The organism is Pseudoduganella violacea (assembly GCF_014191875.1).
GTDB classification, from domain to species: domain Bacteria; phylum Pseudomonadota; class Gammaproteobacteria; order Burkholderiales; family Burkholderiaceae_D; genus Rugamonas; species Rugamonas violacea_A.
The window spans coordinates 92,219-112,737 of the sequence record NZ_JACHXD010000003.1 but is presented as its reverse complement, the minus strand read 5'-3'; the positions used below and the strand labels follow the sequence as shown (position 1 = coordinate 112,737).

Here is a 20,519-nt window from a genome sequence, read left to right as displayed (position 1 = left end):
TGGAGACGGCTGCCTATCCCTACACTCGCAAGGGAGACTGTCATGCAAGGCATAGGATCGAGCACCTCGCTGTGGACCGCCACCGCGCCCGCGCCGCCGTTTCCGCCGCTGGCGGGCCAGGCCCAGACCGACGTTTGCGTGATTGGCGCCGGCATTGCCGGGCTGACGGCAGCCTATCTGCTGCTCCGGGAGGGCAAGCAGGTCATCGTCATCGACGCCGAGGATGTGGGCGCGGGCGAGACCGGCCGCACCACGGCCCATTTCTTTCCGCCCGACGAGCGCTATTGCGAAATCCAGCGCCGTTTCGGTGGCCACGCCGCGCAGCAGGTGGCGCACAGCTACCGCAACGCCATCGCCCTGGTGGAGGCCATCGTGCAGCGAGAACAGATCGCCTGCGCCTGGCAGCGTCTGGATGGCTATCTGGTGGCCGCCGCCGCCGCGCACCTGCCGCTGATCGAGCGCGAATGCCAGGCGGCGCGCCAGCTGGACCTGGACGTGGAGCTGCTGCCGCGCGTGCCCGGCCTGCGCCAGTGGGATACCGGCCCCTGCCTGCGCTTTGCGGCCCAGGCGCAATTCCATCCGCTGCGCTATCTGAACGGCCTGGCCGACGCCATCCTGCGCCTGGGCGGGCGCATACACGGCGCCACCCGCGCGCATGACATCCGCGGCGACAGCGTGTGGCAAAGCGTGGCCACGGCACAGGGCGAGATCGGCGCGCGCGCCGTGGTGGTGGCGACCAATACGCCGTTCAACGACCGGCTGGTGATGCATACCAAGCTGGCCGCCTACCGCAGCCATGTGCTGGGACTGCGCGTGGCGCGCCAGCAGCTGCCCTCCATGCTGCTGTGGGATACCGGCGACCCTTACTACTATGTGCGCCTGGCGGGCGACGCCACCGACACGGCTTACGACGTGCTGATCGTCGGCGGCCAGGACCACAAGGTGGGCCAGGACGCGCGCGGCGAAGCGCGCTACGACGCCATCGAAGCCTGGGCGCGGCTGCGCTTTCCGATGGTGCGCGAAGTGGTGTGGCGCTGGTCGGGCACGGTGATGGAGCCGGCCGACGGTCTGCCGTATCTGGGCCATAATCCGATGGACGGCAAGAATGTCTTCATCATCACCGGCGATTCCGGCAACGGCATGACGCATTGCACGGCCGGCGCCATGCTGGTGACGGACCTGATCATGGAGCGCCCCAATCCCTGGGCCGGCCTGTACGAACCGGCGCGCACGCCGCTGCACGGCCTGGGCGAGCTGGTGCTGGAGCAGGCCAATACCATGGCCCAATATGCCGACTGGGCGCGCCAGGGCCAGGTGGAGTCGGTGGCGCAGATCGCGCCGGGCCAGGGCGCGCTGCTGCGCGACGGCGTGCGCCTGCTGGCCGTGCACCGCACGCGCCAGGGCGGCTTGCTGGCGCTGTCGGCGGCTTGTCCGCATATGGGTTGCGCGGTGCACTGGAACGGCCAGGAACAGTCCTGGGATTGCCCCTGCCACGGTTCGCGCTTCGGCGTCGACGGCAAGGTGCTGCATGGCCCGGCGGCCACGGGCCTGACGCCCGCTGCGCTGCCGCCCACGCCGTGATATGGTCTTGCCATGTTTGTTTCTCACGGGGTGGAGCATGGACAAGGTGGTGATCGTAACGGGGGCAGGGCGCGGCATCGGCGCGGCAGTGGCCAGGCGGGTGGCGCGCGAAGGCTATGCGGTGGCCGTCAACTATCAGCGCGACGCGGCGGCGGCCGAGTCGGTGGTGGCTGGCATCCGCGCCGCTGGCGGCAAGGCGCTGGCCGTGCAGGCCGACGTCGCCGTGCCGGAGCAGGTGCGGCGCCTGTTCGCCACGGTGGAACGCGAGCTGGGTCTGCCCACGGCCCTGGTCAATAACGCCGGCATCACCGGCCGCCTCGGCAAATTTCCCGAGGCCGATCCCGTCATGGTGGAAGCGGTGTTCCGCACCAATGTGCTGGGCCTGATGGATTGCACGCGCGCCGCCATTGCCGCTTTCCGCCGCGGCGGGCAGGGCGGGGTGGTGGTGAATGTCTCGTCCACGGCGGCGGCCAGCGGCAGCCCGCACGAATACGTCTGGTATGCCTCCAGCAAGGCGGCGGTGGACGGCTTCACCATGGGCCTGGGCAAGGAGCTGGCGACCGAAGGCATCCGCGTCTGCGGCGTGGCGCCCGGTTTCGCGCTGACCGACATCCACGCCGCGGCGGGGGAGCCGGACCGGGCCCAGCGCGTGACCTCGCGCATCCCCATGCAGCGTCCGGCCCAGCCGGAGGAAATCGCCGAAGCGGTGGCGTGGATGCTGTCCCCGGCCGCCTCCTATGTGACGGCGACCACCCTGCGCTGCGGCGGCGGGGTGTAGCTCACCAGTCCAGCGACAGCAGGCGCTGGGCCATGCGCGGCCAGCACAGGGTGCGGACTTCGTCGCGGCTGGCCCAGCGGAAGCCGTCGCATTCGGGCGTGGCTGCGCCGGTGCGGTGGTGGGGAAAGAAGCTGCTGCAATGCAGCTGGTCGAGCCGGCACAGGCCGTCGCCGGCGGCGACGTGGAACAGGTGCAGGCGCTTGTCGCGCCGGTAGTCGAACTCGCCCAGGTCGCGGAACAGGGCGGCGTCAAGCTCCAGGCCGGCTTCCTCGCGCAGTTCGCGCCGCGCCGCCTGCAGCGGCGTTTCGCCCGGGTCGAGCAAGCCTTTGGGAATATCCCAATGGGCGGTGCCGGTCACATGACATAGCAGCAGTTCGCCCGCCGTGTTGACAATCAAGGTGCCGCAAGAAAGCTGCATGCTCACCGCCGGTCCTTCCTTCATGCAAAAACGCCATTGTACGGCAGGCGCCGCGGCGCGCCCTGCCTTGGCAAGAATGAAAATGTTTCCATAAAAATAGAAGTGATTCTCTAAGGAAATTTATCGACAGTCCCGAGGGGCTGTTATAAAGTGTGAGAATTCAAGACGCGCCGTGCGCGCCTCCGTTGATCCACGCAGCCGCAGTTGGCGCTGCCACCTTTACCACTTGCAGGAAGTGTCCGCGGTGCTGGAACAGGCCGCGTGCAGCCTTGTGTGCTGCTTTCCTGCTGCGATTAGTTTATCGGAAACATATTCATGCAGAAGCAGCGTCATCTGATTCCCTTCGCTTGTCTGACCCTGGCCCTACCCGTGGCCGCAACCCATGCCCAGACCATCAAGGACAGCGCCGAACCGGCGCTGGCAAGCCCTGCCGAGACCAGCAGCGCCGGCGTGGAGGCGGGCGCCGCGCCGGCCAGCGCATTGCCGAGCTGGACCTTTGGCGGTTTCGGCAGCCTGGGCGCCGTGCGTTCCGGCGAAAAGCAGGCCGACTTCACGGCCAATCCCCTGAACCCGGGCCAGGCCGGCCATAGCCATGAATGGAGCACGGCGGTGGACAGCCGCTTCGGCGTGCAGCTCGGCGCCCAGTTCGACCGCAACTGGTCGGCCGTGGTGCAGGTGGTGTCCGAACGCCGCCTGCTCGATTCCTGGCAGCCCAAGGTCGAGTGGGCCAATATCAAATACCAGGCCACGCCCGACCTCAGCCTGCGCGTCGGCCGCATCGCCTTGCCGCTGTTCGTCACCGCCGACTACCGCAAGGCCGGTTATGCGCTGCCCTGGGTGCGGCCGCCGGTCGAGCTGTACGGCACCCTGCCCATCAGCAGCAGCGACGGCATCGACGCCAGCTACCGCTGGCAGCTGGGCGGCGTCAAGAACGTGACCCAACTGCTGTACGGCCGCACCGAGATCGACGTGAGCCGCGCCTTCCGCGCCAAGGCCAGCGATCTGTCCGGCCTGTCCAACACGGCCAGCATCGGCGCGCTGAGCGTGCGCGCCAGCCTGCTCAGCGCCGACCTGCGCATCAATTACGGCAAAGATTTCTTCAACGCCTTCCGCCATTTCGGCCGCTACGGCGAGCGCCTGGCCAACCGCTACGATGCCAGCGAGCGCCGCGTCAGCGTGGTCAGCCTCGGCTTCAACTACGATCCGGGCAACTGGTTCCTGATGGGCGAGGCGGGCCGCATCAACACGCGCTCCTTCCTGGGCGACAAGACCGCCATGTATCTGAGCGGCGGCTACCGCATCGGCCCCTTCACGCCTTATCTGGTGGCGGGCAAGGTGCACGCGAATACCCCGACCTGGGTGCGCGGCATTCCCATGCGCGGCCTGCGTCCGCAGGCGGCCGAGCGGGCGCGCCGCCTGAACGGCGGCCTGAATGCCTGGCTCAGCATGATTTCGGTGCAGGACACGGTGGCCGCCGGCCTGCGCTGGGATGTGGCGCCTTCGGTCGCGCTGAAAATGCAGTACGACCGCGTGCGTCCGCATGGCGGCACGTCGGGAACGCTGATCAATGTGCAGCCGGGCTTCCGCTCCGGCCAGGCCTTCGGCGTCAGCAGCGTTGTGGTCGATTTCGTATTTTGACGGAGGCCGTCATGCGACTAAGCAAACTGGCAGCGCCTCTCTTGATCACTGCGCTGAGCGCTGCGCTGAGCGTGCCGGCCGTGGCGGCCGAGCTGGTGGTGATCGTCTCCAGCCGCAGCCCGGTGGCGCAATTGCGCGCCGAGCAGGTGGCCGACATCTTCCTGGCCGAAGTGGCCCGTTTTCCCGAAGGCGGAGAAGCGGTCGCCATCGACCAGGCCATCAACACGCCGCTGCGCAATGAGTTTTACAGCAAGGTGGCGGCGAAAAGCCCGGCCCTGATGAAGGCTTACTGGACCAAGATGATCTTTACGGGACGCGGCCAGCCGCCGCGTGAAATGGGCAGCAGCGCCGCCGTGCGCAAGCTGGTGGCGGACAATCCGAACATGATCGGCTATATCGAACGCGGCGCGCTGGACGCCAGCGTCAAGCCGGTGCTGGTGGTGCACTGATGGGCCAACTGCGACGCGAAAGCCGCGGCATGCGTTGGCTGCGCTGGTGGCAGGACGCTTTCCTGTCCCTGCCGCTGTTTACCCTGGTGCTGCTGGCTGCCATCTGGGGCGTGACCCTGCACTTCATCGACGCCGAGCGCGCCGCCGCGCGCGCCGCCGCCGTGGAGTCGGTGCAGGAGCTGATCGCCACCTACGAGGCGCAGGTGGCGCGCAACCTGAACGGCATCGACCAGACCCTCAAGCTGCTCAAATACGTGACCGAGAAGAAGGGGCCGGAGCAGGCGCTCAAGGAATTGTCGCAGCAAGGCTTGCTGCCTTCCGGCCTGGTGTTCGTGGTCAGCCTGACCGATGCGCGCGGCAACACCATCGCCAGCAGCCCGGCGGCGCGCAATATCCCGGTCAGCGGCCAGGACTATTTCAAGGTGCACAAGGCGCGCAATAGCGATAGCGTGTATGTGGCGCAGACCATGCGCGACCAGTCGAACCAGGATTGGCACCTGCATTTCACGCGCCGCCTGAACGATGGCGGCGGCAATTTCGCCGGCATCGCCATCGTCGAAGTCGATCCCGCCTATTTCACCAGCGGCTACGAGCGTTCGCGCCAGGGCGAGCTGGGCGTGCAGGGCTTGCTGGGCCAGGACGGCGTATTGCGCGTGCTGCGCGTGGGCGAGAAAATCTCCTGGGGCCAGAGCCTGGCGCGCGCGCCGCAATCCCTGGCCCATCTCCAGGGCCAGCCCCAGGCCAGTCCCTGGGACGGCATCCGCCGCTATATGGCGGCGCGCCCGCTGCACGGCTTCGCGCTGACGGCGGTGGCCGGCATGGCCGAAAGCGAAGTGATGGCCAGCGTCGAGCAGCGCCGCCTGAATCATCTGTGGGAGGCCGGCGTGGCCAGCGCCGTGCTGCTGCTGGCCATGGCCATGACCTGGCTGTGGTGCTGGCAGGGCGCGCGCGCGCGCCGCCGCATCCGCCTGGCGCAGGAAACTTATGCCGCCGCGTCCGAAGCGAATATGGATTCCTTCTTCGTGCTGCGCGCCCTGCGCGACGAGCAGGGCGCGATCGCCGATTTCCGCATCACCACCGCCAACTCGCGCGCCGAAAAGATGACGGGCCTGAGCAAGCAGGAACTGCAAGGCCAGACCCTGTGCGCCTGGCTGCCCGAGACGCGCAATAACGGCATCTTCGACAAGCTGGTACGCATCACCAATCTGGGCGGCACCCATCACGAAGAGATGGAAAACATCATGCCCCAGGTGGACGCGCGCTGGCTGCACTGGCAGGTGGTGGGCGTGGAGGGCGGCGTGGTGGCGATTGTGCGCGATATCAGCGAGCGCAAGGCGACCGAAGAGCGCATCTACCATATGGCCCACCACGATACCCTGACCGGCCTGCCTAACCGCAGCCTGATCGGCGAACGTCTGCGCCAGGCCATCGAGCGCGCGCGGCGCGAGAAGCAGGCCGTGGCCGTGGCCTTCATCGACCTGGACAGCTTCAAGCTGGTCAACGATGGCCTGGGCCACAATGCCGGCGACGAGCTGCTCAAGCAGGTGGCCGAGCGCATGGCCCTGTGCCTGCGCCGCGAAGACACCGTGGGCCGCTTCGGCGGCGACGAATTCGTACTGGTGCTGCCGCAGGCCAGCGGCGAGGCGGCCGGCATCGCGCCGCTGCTGGAACGCATCCGCGCCGAAGTGATCCGGCCGGTGATGCTGGAAGGGCAGGAGGTGCAGGTCAGCTGCAGCATCGGCGTCTCCATGTACCCGCGCGACGGCGCCGATCCCGGCACCCTCTTGATGAACGCCGACGCCGCCATGTACCGCGCCAAGGATGGCGGCAAGAACAACTACCAGTTCTATGCCTGCGAGATGAACGCCTCGCTGGAAGAGAAGCTGGCCTTGATGGACGGCTTGCGCAAGGCCGTCGACGAGCAGCAGCTGCGCCTGGAATACCAGCCCAAGCTGGACCTGGAGAGCGGCCGCATCTTCGGCGTCGAAGCGCTGCTGCGCTGGCAGCATCCCGAGCGCGGCGCGATCCGGCCCGACCAGTTCATCCCGCTGGCCGAGGAGAGCGGGGCCATCGTCGCCATCGGCGAATGGGTGCTGCGCGAAGCCTGCCGCCAGGCGCGCGCCTGGCAGGACGCCGGCTTGCCGCCGCTGACGATTTCAGTCAACGTTTCGCCGCGCCAGTTCGACGACCTGCGCCTGGAAGCGCGCGTGGCCGAAGCCTTGCAGCAAAGCGGCCTGGCGCCGCGCTGGCTGGAGCTGGAGGTGACGGAGTCGCTGATCATGCGCGATGTGCAACAGGCCGTGGCCAAGATGCGCGAACTCGAAGCCATGGGCCTGGCCCTGTCGATCGACGATTTCGGCACCGGTTATTCCAGCCTGGCGGCGCTGAAATCCTTCCCCATCGGCCGCCTGAAGATCGACAAATCCTTCGTGCGCGACCTGGCCAACAGCGCCGACGACCAGGCCATTGCGCGCGCCATCATCTCGCTGGCGCACCAGTTGCAGATGCGGGTCATCGCCGAGGGCGTGGAAACGGCGCAACAGTGCGAATTCCTGCGCGCCAACGGCTGCGACGAGCTGCAGGGCTATTTGCTCAGCCCGCCGCTGGCGGCCGCGGGCATTGCCGCCTTGTTGCAGGCTGGAACAGCAACGGCTTCCATTCCGCAAGCTGGAAAAACCCCCACGCCAGCCTCCGCCTCGCTCTGCGTTTGAGGGGCGCCGGCCAATCGCACGATAGAAAAACCTGGGTGCAATTTTATTGCATTTTGGTAAAATGTTTTGGCAAACTTTTCAAGAAAGGTAAGCCCCGACATGCAGGTATCTAAACGGATTGCGGCCGCCCGGCCACTGGCCACCACGGCCATGCACGAACGCGTTGATGTACTGAAGTTGCAAGGCGAGGAGGTCATCGACTTTTCGATCGCCATTTCCCACTTCCCGGCGCCCGAGCATGTGCGCGCCGCCGTGGCCGAAGCGGTGCAGCAGCCGCTGCTGCCTTACACGGCCGTGGGCGGCGCGGCGGCGCTGCGCCAGAAACTGGCGGCCAAGGTGGGCGCCGAAAACGGCATCACGGCCGGCGCGGCCGAAGTGATCGTCACCAATGGCGCCAAGCAGGCGCTGTACCAATCCCTGTATGTGATGAGCGATCCGGGCGATACCGTGATCGTGTTCCGTCCGCACTGGCCGGCCTACGTCGCCACCGCCCAGCTGCTGGGCCTGAATATCGTGCTGGTCGACCAGCCGGCGCGCATCGACGCCGCCTTCCTCGACACGCTGCCGCGCGCCAAAGTCCTGATCGTCAACAACCCGCACAATCCAAGCGGCAAGGTGTTTGCCCGCGACGAGCTGCTCGCCATCGCCGCCTGGCTACGCGCCCGCAGCGCCCACTGCATCGTCGATGAAAGCTATGAAAAGCTGATTTTCGAGGGCCGGCACCACAGCCTGGCCGCCCTGGCCAAGGATTGGGCCGATATCGGCGTCGTCACCATTTTCTCGGCATCGCAAAGCTATGCCATGATGGGCTGGCGCGCCGGCTTCGCCGTGGCCCCGGCCGCGCTGGTGAAAGCGATGGAAGCGCTGCAAGGCCCGATCACGGCCGCCGTGCCGGCCCTGAGCCAGGTGGCGGCCGAAGCGGCGTTCGCCACCGGCGACGTGCCGGAACTGGTGGCCGACTACCGCGCGCGGCGCGATCTGGTGGTGGGGATGTTTTCTGCCGTGCCTTGGATTAAAATGACGCGTCCCGATTCCGGTCCCTATTTGTGGGGCGATATCTCGGGCTTGACCATGGACACCAACGCCTTTGCCGAAACCTTGATCGAGCAATACCGCGTCGCCATCATGCCGGGCGAGGCGCTCGGCTGCGCCGGTTTTATCCGCATCGGCTATATCGCCGACGATGTGGCCACCCTGAAGCGCGGCGTGGACGCCATCATCGCCTTGGGCAACAAGCTGGCCGCCGCCGGCCAGGCAGCCTAGGAGCCGCATGCCGATGAACGTGTTCCGCCTGAACAGCCTGCGTGGGCGCCTGATTCTGCTGGTGGCCTTGGCGATTACGCCGATGGCCGCCATGACGGTGCTGACCGGGGTGCGCGAGCGCGAACACGCCATCGAGGTGGCGCGCGAGAACCTGCAGCGCGTGGCCAACCTGGCCGCTGCCAACGAGGCGCAGTCGCTGGAGGGCGCGCGCCAGATCCTGCGCGACCTGTCCAGCGTGCCCGACGTGCTGGGCGACCAGCGCGACTGCAGCGTGCTGATGTCGGACATCCTGTCCAAGAATCTCGATTACGTGAATTTCGGCCTGATCCGGCTGAACGGCGACGTGACCTGCAGCGCCGTGGCCTCGATCGGCATGGTCAACCTGGGCGACCGCGCCCACTTCCAGCGCGCCATCAGCGAGCGCCGCTTCGTCGCCAGCAATTATGTGTTCGGCCGCGTGATCGGCAAGCATACGATCAACCTGACTTATCCCGTCATCAAGAAGGGCGAGGTGGTGGGCGTGCTGTTCGCCGCCATGGACCTGACCGAGCTCGATAAATTCGTGCTCGATGTGCAGCTCTCGCCGGGCGCCGTGCTGTGGACCGCCGATTCGCAAGGCACCATCATTTCGCGCCGTCCCGATCCCGGCCCCTGGTTCGGCAAGAAGCTGCCGGCGCCGCTGCAGAAAGGCCTGCTGCATCCGCCCAAGACGCCGATCCTGATCGCCGACGACGATGGCGTGGAGCGCATGTACGCCTTCGCCCGCGTTGGCCGCCATGAGGTCTCCGACTACACCGTGATGATCGGCATCCCGCAGGAAGAGATCGTGGCGGCGGCCCAGCGCGACCAGCTGATCGCCACCATCGGCCTGGCGGCCACCGTCACCCTGGCCCTGCTGGCGGCCTGGTTCGGTGGCGATGTGCTGATCGTGCGCCGGGTGCAGGCGCTGGCGCGCACCGCCAACCGCATCGCCTCCGGCTCGCTCGATACGCGCACCGGCATGCAGTACGAGAACGAGGAAATCAGCGACCTGGCGCGCTCGCTGGATGATATGGCCCTGGCCCTGCAGAAGAAGGAGTGGGAGCGCGACGCCGCCGCCGCCTCGCTGCAGGCGGCCGACAAGCGCAAGGATGAATTCCTGGCCATGCTGGCGCATGAGCTGCGCAATCCGCTGGCGCCGATCAGTTCCGGCGCCCAGGTGCTGAAGATGGCGCATGGCGACAATCCTTCGGTGGCGCGCACGGCCGACATCATCAGCCGCCAGGTCGAGCATATGACGCGCCTGATCGACGACCTGCTCGACGTGTCGCGCGTGACGCGCGGCCTGGTCAAGCTGAACCGCCAGGTGCTGGACCTGCGCCATGTGGTGGAAGATGCGGTGGAGCAGACCTACCCGCTGTTCAAGAGCAAGCGCCAGCAGCTCAACCTGGATTTGCCGGACGAGGCGCAGGCCGTCAGCGGCGACCATAAGCGCCTGGTGCAGGTAGTGGCCAATCTGCTCAATAACGCCGCCAAGTACACGCCCGAACATGGCCAGATCGAGGTGCGCCTGCGCCGCGACGGCGAGCGCGTGCGCCTGCTGGTCGAGGATGACGGCATCGGCATGACGCGCGAGCTGTGCGGGCGGGTGTTCGAACTGTTCACCCAGGGCGAGCGCACCTCCGACCGCTCGCAGGGCGGCCTGGGACTGGGCCTGGCCCTGGTGCGCACCCTGGTGCTGCTGCATGGCGGCAGCGTGCGCGCCGAGAGCGCGGGGCCGGACCGCGGCAGCCAGTTCACCATCGAGCTGCCGGCGGCGCAGGGCGAGGTGGCGCCGGGCCTGGACCAGCCGGCCGAGCATAGCCTGCCGCCCCAGCATGGCCTGCGCTGCCTGGTGGTGGACGATAACGTCGATGCGGCCCAGACCCTGGCCCTGTTCCTGGAAGCGGCCGGCCACCGCGTCTTCATCGCCCACCGCGCCACCGAGGCGATCGAACTGGCGCGCGCCACGGCGCCGCAGATCTGCTTCCTCGACATCGGCCTGCCCGATATCGACGGCTACCAGCTGGCCGAGCATCTGCGCCAGTTGCCGCAGACGGGGCGCTGCCAGCTGATCGCCGTCACCGGCTATGGCCGCAAGGAAGACCAGGACCGCGCGCTGGCGGCCGGCTTCGACCACTATTTCGTCAAGCCGCTCGATACCAGCAAACTGGTGCACCTGTTGGGCGTGATGGCGGGCGAACCGGCGTGAGTGGGCTTAGGCTACAATTGCCTATCTGCATTCACAGCCCGATAAGCCGACCAAGCCATGAGCCAACAATTCTCCGACGATATCTATACTGAACCAAGCAATGTCGACATCGACACCCTCGCCAACCTTGGCCCGCTGACGGCCATGGCCGGCATCTGGGAAGGCCAGCGCGGCCTCGATATCAAGCCCAAGGCCGACGGCCCGCGCAAGCAGGCTTTCGTCGAGCGCATCGAGCTGCAGCCGATCGATCCCGTGACCAATGGCCCGCAGCTGTTCTACGGCCTGCGCTACCTGATCATCATCAACAAGCCGGACAATGTGAAGACCTACCATGAGCAGGTCGGCTACTGGCTGTGGGAGCCGGCCACCCGGACCGTGATCCAGACCCTGGCCATTCCGCGCGGCCAGATCGCGATGGCGGCCGGCACCGTGGCGCCCGATGCCAAGGAGTTTGAACTGGTGGCGAAGCTGGAATCGGACACCTATGGCATCCGCTCCAATCCTTTCCTGGAATTCGGCTTCAAGACGGTGGAATACCGCATCAAGGTGACGCAGAATGACGATGGCAGCTGGGGCTATGAAGAGGATACGGTGATGCTCATCCGCGGCAAGGAAGACGAGCCTTTCCACCATATCGACCGCAACCTGCTGCACAAGGTGGCCGAGCCGACGCCGAACCCGCTGGCGCGCGCCCGGACCTGAAAACTACACCAGCAGGGCCGCGTTCATCGAGGCCGCATCGGCCTTCGATTCGTCCAGCATGCGCGCCAGCTTGTCCTCGTCGATGAAGAGATCGATGATCGATTCGGAATGGGCCGGTTCCTCGCGCGGCGCGGACGGCAGTGGCGAGGCCACGGGCGCCAGATGGTTGGCCAGCAGCAGTGTGTCGAGCAGGGTGTCGGGCGGGATTTGCAGGAAGCCGTCGCGCAGACCCTCGATGGCCGTGGCCACCGGTTCCGGGATGCCCAGCTTGTGCATCACTTCGCGCGTGATGATTTCCTCGCTGGCCGGCTGCCAGTTCTCCGGGTCCGGTTCCAGCAGGCCGGGGAATTCGTCGGCGCGCGAAAGCAGGTAAAAGCCGCCCACTTCATGCACGATGGCCGCGAACAGCGCGGTATCCGGATTCACATACGTCACTTCGCGCGCGATGATGCGCGACAGGCAGGCCACATGGATGGTGTGGTCCCACAGCTGCTCGGCCATATTGCGCAATTCCGGATCGGTGATCTTGCTGCCGAACTGGCGCACCACCATGGCGGCGGCCAGCGCGAACAGATTGTGATAACCGATGCGCATGATGGCGGCGCGCACATTGGTGACGACGGCGCCGCCGCTGCGGCTGAACATGGCCGAATTGGCCAGCGCCACGGTGCGCGCGGCCAGTTGCGGCTCGGCCAGCACCAGGCGGATCGCCTCATCGATGGGACAGTCGGGATCGTCCAGCGCGAGTTGGACGCGCAGGGCGGCGTTGACGCTGGTGGGGAACACCAGATCGCCGCGCATTGCCAGCGCGGCTATATGCCCGAAGGCTTCCAGTTTATTCATGTGGAAAATTATAGAAGAAAACCGGGGACAGACCACGTTTTTGCAGCAATATTGTCGCAGACAAGATTGCTGCAAAAACGTGGTCTGTCCCCGGCTTCGCTTCAGGCGTTGACCAGCTCGGGACGGCCCGCGCCGCTTTCTTGACGATAGCGGCTGACCGAGAGGTCGTCGGCGCGGATGGCGGGACGCTGGGCCGAGATCAGGTCGGCCAGCAATTGGGCCGAGCCGCAGGACATGGTCCAACCCAGCGTGCCGTGGCCGGTGTTGGTAAACAGGTTGCGCAGGCCGGTGCGGCCGACCACGGGCGTGCCGTCCGGGGTCATCGGACGCAGGCCGGTCCAGAAGGTCGCTTCGGCCGTGTTGCCGGCGCCGGGGAAGAGGTCGTTGACCACCATTTCCAGCGTTTCGCGGCGGCGCGGGTTCAGGTCCAGGTTGAAACCGGCGATTTCGGCCATGCCGCCGACGCGGATGCGGTCGTCGAAGCGGGTAACGGCGATCTTGTAGGTTTCGTCCAGGATGGTCGAGGTGGGCGCCTTGCCGCCGTCGACGATGGGCACGGTGATCGAGTAGCCTTTGAGCGGATACACCGGGATCTCGACCAGGGGCTTGAGGAAGGCCGTCGAGTAGGCGCCCAGCGCCACCACGAAGCTGTCGCCGGTCACCAGTTCGGCGCCGCAGCGCACGCCCTTGACCTCGTCGCCGCTCATGGCCAGGTTGCCGATATCGACGTTGTAGCGGAATTTGACGCCCAGTTCTTCGGCCATGGCCGTCAGGCGGGTGGTGAACAGCTGGCAGTCGCCGGTTTCATCGTTGGGCAGGCGCAGGCCGCCGGCCAGCTGGTGGCGCGAGGCGGCCAGGCCGGGTTCGGCGTTGACCAGCTGCTGGGGCGTCAGCAGCTCGTAGGGCACGCCGGTTTCTTCGAGCACCTGGATATCCTTGGCGGCGTCGTCGAGCTGCTTCTGGGTGCGGAACAGCTGGGTCGTGCCTTGCTGGCGGCCTTCGTATTCGATGCCGGTGGCGGCGCGCAGCACTTTAAAGCAGTCGCGGCTGTACTCGGCCAGGCGTACCATGCGTTCCTTGTTGACGGCATAGCTGGCGGCATTGCAGTTGCGCAGCATCTGCCACATCCATTGCAGCTGGAACAGGGTGCCGTCCGGGGTGATCGAGAGCGGAGCGTGGCGCTGCAGCATCCATTTCATCGCTTTCAGCGGGATGCCGGGCGCGGCCCAGGGCGAGGCGTAGCCGGGGGAAATCTGGCCGGCGTTGGCGAAACTGGTTTCCAGGGCGGGACCGGGCTGGCGGTCCAGTACGGTGACTTCGTGGCCGGCCTTGGCCAGATAGTAGGCGGTGGTTACGCCGATGACGCCACTTCCAAGAACGACGACGCGCATGTCTCTTCCTATGTATTAATTATTAATTATTACTTGTGCGGGGATTTTTACTATGATAAGTTGGTTGTGCCAGTGTTTGTTACCATAAAACGTGTGATATTCATTAATAAATCATGAGAACCCAAAAGGAATCCGTGCGCGGCCTGGATAAGCTGGACCGCAAGATCCTGCGCATCCTGCAAGAGGATGGGCGCATCTCGATGAAGGACCTGAGCGAACAGGTCGGCCTGTCGATCACACCGGCCATCGAGCGCGTCAAGCGCATGGAGCGCGACGGGGTGATCACCGGCTACCATGCCCGCATCAGCCCGCCGGCATTGGGGGCAACCCTGCTGGTGTTTGTGGAAATCACGCTGAACCAGAAATCGGCCCAGGTGTTCGAGCAGTTCCGGCGCGAGGTGCTGCGCATTCCCGAGGTGCAGGAATGCCATCTGGTGTCGGGCGATTTCGATTACCTGATCAAGGCGCGCATCCACGAGATGGCCGAGTACCGCAAGCTGCTCGGCGATATGCTCTTGAACCTGCCGGGCGCGGCCCAGTCCAAGAGCTATGTGGTGATGGAAGAGATCAAGGAAACCCTGGTGCTGTCGACCGAAGCGGCGCCCTGAAGCTTGCGCCGGATCAGGGTGACATGGGCGGGGGCGGCGCACTATACTGGTTTCTACATGAAGCCTGCCATGCCCGACGCCCGTTCCGATCCCGTCATGCACGAATCCGATATGAAGCTGCTGCGCAGCGAGCTGTCAGGCCTGGATGAGCGCACCCGCGCCGAAATCCAGGCCGTGAAGGAGCGTGTTGAATACGAAAACCGCTGCGCCATGGAGCGCGTGCAAGCGGAAAACCGCAGTGCCATGGAGCGCGTGCAAGCCGATATCCTGGAATTTCGCGCGTACATGAAGGAGCGGGAAAGGCTCTACCGCGAAGAAAGAAATGAGCAAAAGGCGGAGCAGGACAAGCTCCATCACGCCCGTATGGCGGCCCAAGACCTGAGTGTCAAACTGCAGCTCGAACAGATGGAAGGCCGTCTGAGCGCCCAGATCGCCCAGCTGCGCGCCGATATGTTCCGCTGGATGTTCGTCATGCTGCTGACCCAACTCGGCTTCATGCTGACGGCCATGAATCTGCTGCGCTGAATATTGTCCTGTACGGCCTTCCGCTTTTTTGCGATTCGGCTAGAATGCCAGAGACGCATTCTGGAGCGAAAGGAGAAAGCTGTGAACAGCATCTTTGGCGCTACCGTTTCCAGCGCTGCCCCCGCCGCCGTTGCCGCCGTCCCCGAGCATGTGGTCCACATCCGCTCGCTGGACGAGTACCTCTGTTCCGACCTGGGCTTTCATGCCAGCCTGGCGCGCGCCGTCGGCGCCGTTGCCGCCGCCGATGGCACGCTCACCCTGGCCCAGTTTGCCGCCATTACCGATATCGCCGGCGAAGGCAAGGCCTCGGCTCTGTTTACCGCCGTGGTGCTCAACGCCATCGAGTCGGGCGTCACGGTGGACTGGGCGCTCGGCACCCTGGGCCGCGCCAGCGCCGATACCGATGCCGCCGCCCGCGACGGCGCCTTCGCCCTGGTCAAGCCCCTGCTGGCCCTGCAAGGCCGGCAGGCGCGGCCGCTGGCCCACAAGTTCGCGCGCGCCCTGAACCTGCGGCTGCGGCCCGACCAGCTGTTCGGCCTGCCGCCCGAGGACGAGCGCCGCCTGCTGAACAATCTGGGCAGCCAGGCGCGCAAGCTGGTCATGGGGCGCGGCCTGGTTGACGCGGTGGCCGATTTCGGCCGCAGCACCGGCCAGGCCGAGCTGCTCGACCACGCGCGCGGCTTCAAGGGCGGCATGCCGGACCAGCAGCAATTGCTGGCCCTGGTGCGCGAGGCGATTGCCGCCATCAGCGAGGGCATCGCCGTCTACCAGGAGAACGCCGGCCCGGTGCTGGCTTGCGAGGCGGGCGCGTCGAGCCTGCTGATGGCGGCTTCCCAGCTCAAGCGCCAGGTGCAGCAACGGCTGGCGCTGGTCGATTCCCGTGTCGCCTATGAGCGCCGCATGTTGTGGCAGGACATCGACGACGTGGTGCACGACGCCGGCAACGCCATCGAGCTGGCCATCACCGAGCGCCTGCACACCGACCAGTGGAAGGACGAGGATGTGTGGGACAGCATCGCGCGCGACCAGTTCGGCCAGGAAATGGAGCGCCGCCTGGACCGCGTGGTGCGGCGCAAGGAAGAAGCGCTGGAGTTGCTGAACCAGGATCTGCGCCTGTTCCAGGCCGATATCCGCGGCGGCCAGTCGACGGCGCTGGAACGCCAGCACCACGCGGCCCTGGCGCGCCTGATGCCGCGCCTGCGCATCGGCACGCGGCTGGCCAACCGCGTCGACACGGCCGCCAATGTCACGCTGATGGGCGGCGCGGTGGCGGCGGCCGGTACCGGCACCGCCCTGTACATCTTCGGCATGGCGGTGGTGTTGCCGGCTGTGGCGCCGGTGGCGCCCTTTGTCGGCGGCGCGGTGCTGCTGGCGGGCGCCTTCAAATGGCTCAACGATGGCGGCCGGCGCAAGCGTTCGGAAATCCAGGACAAGCGCCGCGCTTTCGAGGAAGGCTTGCGCAAGCGCTTGAACGATGCCGACGCCGTCTTCTGCGCCCAGCTCGACCGCATTGCCGCCAGCTTCCACGAATCGGCGGTGCAGTTGCTGACGCCGCTGCTGCTCGAAGCGGAGGCGGCGGGGCGGGTGCAGAGCATGCGCAAGCGCATCGCCGACAAGGTGATCAGCCAGTCGCGGGCCGCCATCAGCCAGCTGCAAGCAGACTTGGCCCGCGCCTGATAAGATGAGCTGCGCCATCCGGCCGGTTTCGGCCGGGGCGCGAGCGGAAAGCACAATCATGCAGAAGACATCGCAGGGAAAAACCGTGGGTGCGCGCCGTGCCGCCGGCGTGGATGCGGCGCCGTTCCGGCGGCTGGCGCCCGCGCTGCTGATGGCAACCGGCGCGGCGCTGGCCTGGCCGGCGCAGGCCGCCGAGGACGGGCCGCCGGTCCTGCCTTACCGGCCTTCGGTCTCGAGTCCGGCCTCCTTGCCGGCGCCGGGCCAGCTGGAAATGGAAGTGGGTGGCCTGCGCGCGCGCGACGACGGTGCGCGCCGCGCCAGTCTGCCCGTGCTGCTGAAGCTGGCGTTCAATGAAGACTGGGGTGTGCTGCTGGGCGGCGAAGCCTGGATCAGCGCCCGCGCGCCGGACAGCGGCCGCCAGCGCGGCATCGGCGACCTGACGGCGACGCTGAAGCGCGCGCTGCGCCTGGACGAGGCCACGGTGCTGGGCCTGGAGCTGAGCGCCAAGGCGCCCACCGCGCGCGATGGCCTGGGCAGCGGCAAAAGCGATTACGGCGTGAACGGCATTTACAGCCGCGACTTCGGCCGCCTGCATCTGGATGCCAACCTGAACCTGCAGCGCCTGGGCCGGGTGGACGAGGGCGCGGGACGGCTGCAGAAGGGCGTGTCGGCCTCCTTTTCCCTGCCCGTGGCCGAGCGCTGGGGCGCGACGGCGGAATTGTCGGGCACGCAGCGCCATGGCGCCGGCAGTACGGCCCAGCTGCTGCTGGCCGCCGCCTATACCCCGCATTCGCGCCTGGCCTTCGATGTCGGCGTGGCCAAGGGGCTCAATACGCGCAGCACGGACTGGTCGATGTTCGCGGGCGTGGTATTCCCGCTGGCAAATTTCCGCTAAGGAAGCTATGTGCGCTGGCGAACATACGGACAGAAAGCGCTTTCGTTACAATGTCACAAGGGTGCGCAGATGAGAACGCCCCCTGAACCAGCCATTAGTAAGATAGCCATGAAGACCCTGATCCTCGCAGCCAGCCTGCTGGCCGCCGTTTCCGCCGCACCGGCCGCCAGCGCCGCCGATGTGGGCGTATCCATCAATATCGGCCAGCCCGGTTTTTACGGCCGCATCGATATCGGCAATATGCCGCCGCCGCCCGTGTTGTACGCCCAGCCCGTTATCATCCAGCGCCCCGTGCGCGTGATCCGCGAGCCGCTGTACCTGCGCGTGCCGCCCGGCCATGCCAAGCACTGGAGCAAGCATTGCGGCCGGTATAACGCTTGCGGCCGCCAAGTCTATTTCGTGCGCGATGACTGGTATCTGAACGACTACGCGCCGCGCCATCGCAACGAACACCACCATGAGTATCGCGAAGAGCGACGCCATGAACCGGAGCACGGCCACGGCAATGGGCATGGCCATGGCAAGGGCCACGACAAGCACGACAAGCACGACAAGCACGAGGATAAGCACAACCGGGGCCACGGCAAGCATCGCGACTGAGGCCGCTGCCGCCGCCATGGCCTTCCACACGAAAGGAGCAAGGTTTGCATAGCAAGTTTGTGATCGTTGGAGGCGGGGCGGGCGGCCTGGAACTGGCCTGCAAGCTGGGCCGCAAGCTCGGACCCGGCCAGGTGATGCTGGTGGATAGCCGGCTCTACCATATCTGGAAACCTTCGCTGCACGAGGTGGCGGCGGGCACCCTGGACATCCACCAGGAAGGCCTGTCCTACCAGATGCTGGCGCATGACAACCACTTCACCTATGTCTACGGTCCGCTGACGGCGCTCGATGCCGCCAGCCGCAGCTTCACCGTGGGCGCCATCGACGGCGAGCGTGGCGAAACCATCTTACCGCAGCGCCAGATCGGCTACGACGCCCTGGTGCTGGCCGTCGGCAGCACCTCGAATTACTTCGGCGTGCCGGGCGCGGCCGAACACACGATTTCCCTGAACGCCACCGAAGACGCGGAACGCTTCCGTCTGACCCTGCTCAAGCTGCTGGTCAAGGCCGAGCTGGAAAAGGCCAGCCGCGCGCGCAGCGGCGTGGATGTGGTCATCATCGGCGGCGGCGCCACCGGCGTCGAGCTGGCGGCCGAACTGCGCGAGGCGAGCGGCGTGTACGCCACCTACGGTTCCGGCCAGCTCGATCCGCTCCAGGATGTGCGCATCACCCTGCTCGAAGGCGCGCCGCGCATCCTGGCGCCGCTGCCGGAGCGGGTGTCCGCGGCCGCGCTCAAGCTGCTGCAGCAGCGGGCCATCACGGTGGCGACGGAGACCCGCGTCACCGCCATCACGGATGAGAAAGTGACGGTGCAGGGCGGGCAGGAGTACGCGGCCGACCTCGTGGTCTGGGCCGCCGGCATCAAGGCGCCGTCCTTGCTCGGCGAATTGGGCCTGCCGCTGGCCAAGGGCGGACAGATCGAGGTCGGCGGCGACCTGGCCGTGCCGGGCTTCCCCGATATCTATGCGCTGGGCGATTGCGCCCATTGCGTCGGCGCCGACGGCAAGCCGGTGCCGCCGCGCGCCCAAGCCGCCCACCAGCAGGCCGACTATCTGCTGGAAACGTTTGTGCGCCAGGCCGAGGGCCGGCCGCCGCCAACGGCGCCGTATGCCTACCGCGATTACGGCTCCCTGGTGTCGTTCGGCCAGTCGACCTCGGTGGGCAGTCTGATGGGATCGCTCAAAGGCTTGAACTGGTTCGTGGAAGGCCTGTTTGCGCGCCTGATGTACGTCAGCCTGCACCTGCTGCACCACCAGGCGGTGCTGGGCACGGTGCGCACCGGCGTGCTGGCGCTGGCACGCTTCCTGATCAAGCGCAGCACGCCGCTGGTCAAGCTGCACTAGCGGCGGCGCAAGACGGCGCCAGCAGCGTTCAGACGGCCGGCGCTGGTTTCGGCAGGATCACGGTCAAGCAGGCGCCGGGGCCGGGCGTGGCGGCCAGCAGGTTCAGGCTGCCGCCCAGGTAGAGCGCGCGTTCGCGCAGGGCGCGCAGGCTGTAGCGGGTCGCGCCGTCGCTGTCCTTGGCCGGCTGCGGGCCGACGCCGTTGTCGCGCACAGTGAGCATGATCTGCTCATCGTTATCGTCCACGATCACATCGATTTCGCTGGCCTGGGCGTGGGCCAGGACATTGCGCAAGCCTTCTTCGAGCGTGCGCAGCAGCACCACGCTATGGCCGCGCGGGCACATCGGCTCGTCATCGGGCAGGCTGCAGCGCGCCGTCAGCCGGTGCTGCTGGCCGAATTGCTCGACCAGCTCGCTCAGCGCCACGCGCACGCCGAGAAATTCCAGCTTGTCATTCCACAGCTTGTGCTGCATCTGGCGGTTGGTGTCGATGATGGCGTGCAGCAGATTTTTCATCTGCGCCGCCCGGTCCAGCAGGGCGGGTTCCTGCGGCAGCTTGGATGCCAGCAGGCCCAGGTGCATGGTCAGGGCCGTCAGCGAGGAGCCCATGCTGTCGTGCAGCTGGCGCGCCAGCAAGCGCTTTTCATTATCCCAGCAAGTGTAGACGTGGCCCAGCAGTTCGCGCAGCTCCGCCACGTCGGCGCTCTCCGGGGGAAGGGGGTGTACCGGTAAGGACATAGGTCGCAAGAGTAGTGGAGGTGAGTCCGGTTTGTTGTTATGGCGCGATGATACCCGAGGTTGGCAAGCAATGTCGCACTGGCGCAATCGTTAGTCCGCGCACATACGGCGCCGGCCGGAACTGGGATGCT

Annotated in this window: 18 protein-coding genes; 14 read left to right on the top strand and 4 right to left on the bottom strand. The window is 66.6% G+C overall.

Annotated features, from left to right (window positions below; genetic code table 11):
• The first annotated feature begins 42 nt into the window (after window positions 1–42).
• Together FHS03_RS06225 and FHS03_RS06220 are read left to right on the top strand one after the other, a co-directional pair.
• The gene (locus tag FHS03_RS06225; protein ID WP_183440167.1) at window positions 43–1,581 is read left to right on the top strand and encodes an FAD-dependent oxidoreductase; all 1,539 of its coding nucleotides are present in this window, start codon (window positions 43–45) and stop codon (window positions 1,579–1,581) included.
• Between the two features lie 37 nt (window positions 1,582–1,618).
• On the top strand, window positions 1,619–2,359 hold the full coding sequence (locus tag FHS03_RS06220; RefSeq protein ID WP_183440166.1) for an SDR family oxidoreductase: 741 nt from the start codon (window positions 1,619–1,621) through the stop codon (window positions 2,357–2,359).
• A 1-nt stretch (window position 2,360) separates the two neighbouring features.
• On the opposite strand, the gene FHS03_RS06215 is transcribed toward FHS03_RS06220, so the two are convergent.
• A complete protein-coding gene (locus FHS03_RS06215) occupies window positions 2,361–2,801 on the bottom strand; it encodes an NUDIX hydrolase (protein WP_229426092.1) in 441 nt (146 codons plus the stop codon).
• Window positions 2,802–3,092: 291 nt separating this feature from the next.
• On the opposite strand from FHS03_RS06215, the gene FHS03_RS06210 reads away from it, so the two are divergent.
• The 6 genes from FHS03_RS06210 to FHS03_RS06185 all read left to right on the top strand — a co-directional run bounded on the left by FHS03_RS06210 (window position 3,093) and on the right by FHS03_RS06185 (window position 11,770).
• Entirely contained in the window at window positions 3,093–4,415 is a 1,323-nt protein-coding gene (locus FHS03_RS06210) for a hypothetical protein (protein ID WP_229426091.1), read from the top strand.
• A gap of 11 nt (window positions 4,416–4,426) precedes the next feature.
• The gene (locus FHS03_RS06205; protein ID WP_183440165.1) at window positions 4,427–4,864 is read left to right on the top strand and encodes a type 2 periplasmic-binding domain-containing protein; all 438 of its coding nucleotides are present in this window, start codon (window positions 4,427–4,429) and stop codon (window positions 4,862–4,864) included.
• Window positions 4,864–7,575: a bifunctional diguanylate cyclase/phosphodiesterase gene (locus tag FHS03_RS06200; protein ID WP_183440164.1), complete on the top strand. Its 2,712-nt coding sequence runs from the start codon at window positions 4,864–4,866 to the stop codon at window positions 7,573–7,575. Before FHS03_RS06205 ends, FHS03_RS06200 begins: the two co-directional genes overlap by 1 nt.
• 99 nt (window positions 7,576–7,674) lie before the next feature.
• On the top strand, window positions 7,675–8,838 hold the full coding sequence (locus FHS03_RS06195) for a pyridoxal phosphate-dependent aminotransferase (RefSeq protein ID WP_183440163.1): 1,164 nt from the start codon (window positions 7,675–7,677) through the stop codon (window positions 8,836–8,838).
• Between the two features lie 7 nt (window positions 8,839–8,845).
• On the top strand, window positions 8,846–11,068 hold the full coding sequence (locus tag FHS03_RS06190; protein ID WP_183440162.1) for a hybrid sensor histidine kinase/response regulator: 2,223 nt from the start codon (window positions 8,846–8,848) through the stop codon (window positions 11,066–11,068).
• 57 nt (window positions 11,069–11,125) lie between these two features.
• Window positions 11,126–11,770, top strand: coding sequence for an FABP family protein (locus FHS03_RS06185; RefSeq protein ID WP_183440161.1), 645 nt, complete (start codon window positions 11,126–11,128; stop codon window positions 11,768–11,770).
• Between the two features lie 3 nt (window positions 11,771–11,773).
• On the opposite strand, the gene FHS03_RS06180 is transcribed toward FHS03_RS06185, so the two are convergent.
• Both FHS03_RS06180 and FHS03_RS06175 read right to left on the bottom strand, forming a co-directional pair.
• Window positions 11,774–12,613 carry an HDOD domain-containing protein gene (locus FHS03_RS06180; RefSeq protein WP_183440160.1) on the bottom strand — a complete coding sequence of 280 codons (840 nt, stop codon included), beginning with the start codon at window positions 12,611–12,613 and terminating at the stop codon, window positions 11,774–11,776.
• A gap of 101 nt (window positions 12,614–12,714) precedes the next feature.
• On the bottom strand, window positions 12,715–14,004 hold the full coding sequence (locus FHS03_RS06175) for a D-amino acid dehydrogenase (protein WP_183440159.1): 1,290 nt from the start codon (window positions 14,002–14,004) through the stop codon (window positions 12,715–12,717).
• Window positions 14,005–14,117: 113 nt separating this feature from the next.
• Here FHS03_RS06175 and FHS03_RS06170 point away from each other — a divergent pair, with 113 nt between their 5' ends.
• The 6 genes from FHS03_RS06170 to FHS03_RS06145 all read left to right on the top strand — a co-directional run bounded on the left by FHS03_RS06170 (window position 14,118) and on the right by FHS03_RS06145 (window position 19,652).
• Entirely contained in the window at window positions 14,118–14,612 is a 495-nt protein-coding gene (locus FHS03_RS06170; protein WP_183440158.1) for an Lrp/AsnC ligand binding domain-containing protein, read from the top strand.
• Between the two features lie 69 nt (window positions 14,613–14,681).
• On the top strand, window positions 14,682–15,137 hold the full coding sequence (locus tag FHS03_RS06165; protein ID WP_183440157.1) for a hypothetical protein: 456 nt from the start codon (window positions 14,682–14,684) through the stop codon (window positions 15,135–15,137).
• Between the two features lie 81 nt (window positions 15,138–15,218).
• On the top strand, window positions 15,219–16,814 hold the full coding sequence (locus FHS03_RS06160) for a hypothetical protein (protein ID WP_371871606.1): 1,596 nt from the start codon (window positions 15,219–15,221) through the stop codon (window positions 16,812–16,814).
• Window positions 16,815–16,872: 58 nt separating this feature from the next.
• On the top strand, window positions 16,873–17,709 hold the full coding sequence (locus FHS03_RS06155) for a transporter (RefSeq protein ID WP_229426090.1): 837 nt from the start codon (window positions 16,873–16,875) through the stop codon (window positions 17,707–17,709).
• Window positions 17,710–17,817: 108 nt separating this feature from the next.
• The gene (locus FHS03_RS06150) at window positions 17,818–18,309 is read left to right on the top strand and encodes a type 2 periplasmic-binding domain-containing protein (RefSeq protein WP_183440156.1); all 492 of its coding nucleotides are present in this window, start codon (window positions 17,818–17,820) and stop codon (window positions 18,307–18,309) included.
• A 44-nt stretch (window positions 18,310–18,353) separates the two neighbouring features.
• Entirely contained in the window at window positions 18,354–19,652 is a 1,299-nt protein-coding gene (locus tag FHS03_RS06145; RefSeq protein WP_183440155.1) for an NAD(P)/FAD-dependent oxidoreductase, read from the top strand.
• Between the two features lie 28 nt (window positions 19,653–19,680).
• Here FHS03_RS06145 and FHS03_RS06140 read toward each other — a convergent pair whose 3' ends face one another.
• Window positions 19,681–20,388, bottom strand: coding sequence for a sensor histidine kinase (locus tag FHS03_RS06140; RefSeq protein ID WP_183440154.1), 708 nt, complete (start codon window positions 20,386–20,388; stop codon window positions 19,681–19,683).
• Between the last annotated feature and the right edge of the window lie 131 nt (window positions 20,389–20,519).

Excerpts from the sequence above, each read along its gene's own strand:
- FHS03_RS06190 (WP_183440162.1), top strand. The coding sequence starts at position 8,846 with ATGCCGATGAACGTGTTCCGCCTGAACAGCCTGCGTGGGCGCCTGATT.
- FHS03_RS06155 (WP_229426090.1), top strand. The coding sequence starts at position 16,873 with ATGCAGAAGACATCGCAGGGAAAAACCGTGGGTGCGCGCCGTGCCGCC.
- FHS03_RS06180 (WP_183440160.1), bottom strand. The coding sequence starts at position 12,613 with ATGAATAAACTGGAAGCCTTCGGGCATATAGCCGCGCTGGCAATGCGC.
- FHS03_RS06140 (WP_183440154.1), bottom strand. The coding sequence starts at position 20,388 with ATGTCCTTACCGGTACACCCCCTTCCCCCGGAGAGCGCCGACGTGGCG.
- FHS03_RS06185 (WP_183440161.1), top strand. The coding sequence starts at position 11,126 with ATGAGCCAACAATTCTCCGACGATATCTATACTGAACCAAGCAATGTC.
- FHS03_RS06220 (WP_183440166.1), top strand. The coding sequence starts at position 1,619 with ATGGACAAGGTGGTGATCGTAACGGGGGCAGGGCGCGGCATCGGCGCG.
- FHS03_RS06165 (WP_183440157.1), top strand. The coding sequence starts at position 14,682 with ATGCCCGACGCCCGTTCCGATCCCGTCATGCACGAATCCGATATGAAG.
- FHS03_RS06205 (WP_183440165.1), top strand. The coding sequence starts at position 4,427 with ATGCGACTAAGCAAACTGGCAGCGCCTCTCTTGATCACTGCGCTGAGC.
- FHS03_RS06215 (WP_229426092.1), bottom strand. The coding sequence starts at position 2,801 with ATGAAGGAAGGACCGGCGGTGAGCATGCAGCTTTCTTGCGGCACCTTG.
- FHS03_RS06195 (WP_183440163.1), top strand. The coding sequence starts at position 7,675 with ATGCAGGTATCTAAACGGATTGCGGCCGCCCGGCCACTGGCCACCACG.
- FHS03_RS06150 (WP_183440156.1), top strand. The coding sequence starts at position 17,818 with ATGAAGACCCTGATCCTCGCAGCCAGCCTGCTGGCCGCCGTTTCCGCC.
- FHS03_RS06200 (WP_183440164.1), top strand. The coding sequence starts at position 4,864 with ATGGGCCAACTGCGACGCGAAAGCCGCGGCATGCGTTGGCTGCGCTGG.
- FHS03_RS06210 (WP_229426091.1), top strand. The coding sequence starts at position 3,093 with ATGCAGAAGCAGCGTCATCTGATTCCCTTCGCTTGTCTGACCCTGGCC.
- FHS03_RS06225 (WP_183440167.1), top strand. The coding sequence starts at position 43 with ATGCAAGGCATAGGATCGAGCACCTCGCTGTGGACCGCCACCGCGCCC.
- FHS03_RS06175 (WP_183440159.1), bottom strand. The coding sequence starts at position 14,004 with ATGCGCGTCGTCGTTCTTGGAAGTGGCGTCATCGGCGTAACCACCGCC.
- FHS03_RS06170 (WP_183440158.1), top strand. The coding sequence starts at position 14,118 with ATGAGAACCCAAAAGGAATCCGTGCGCGGCCTGGATAAGCTGGACCGC.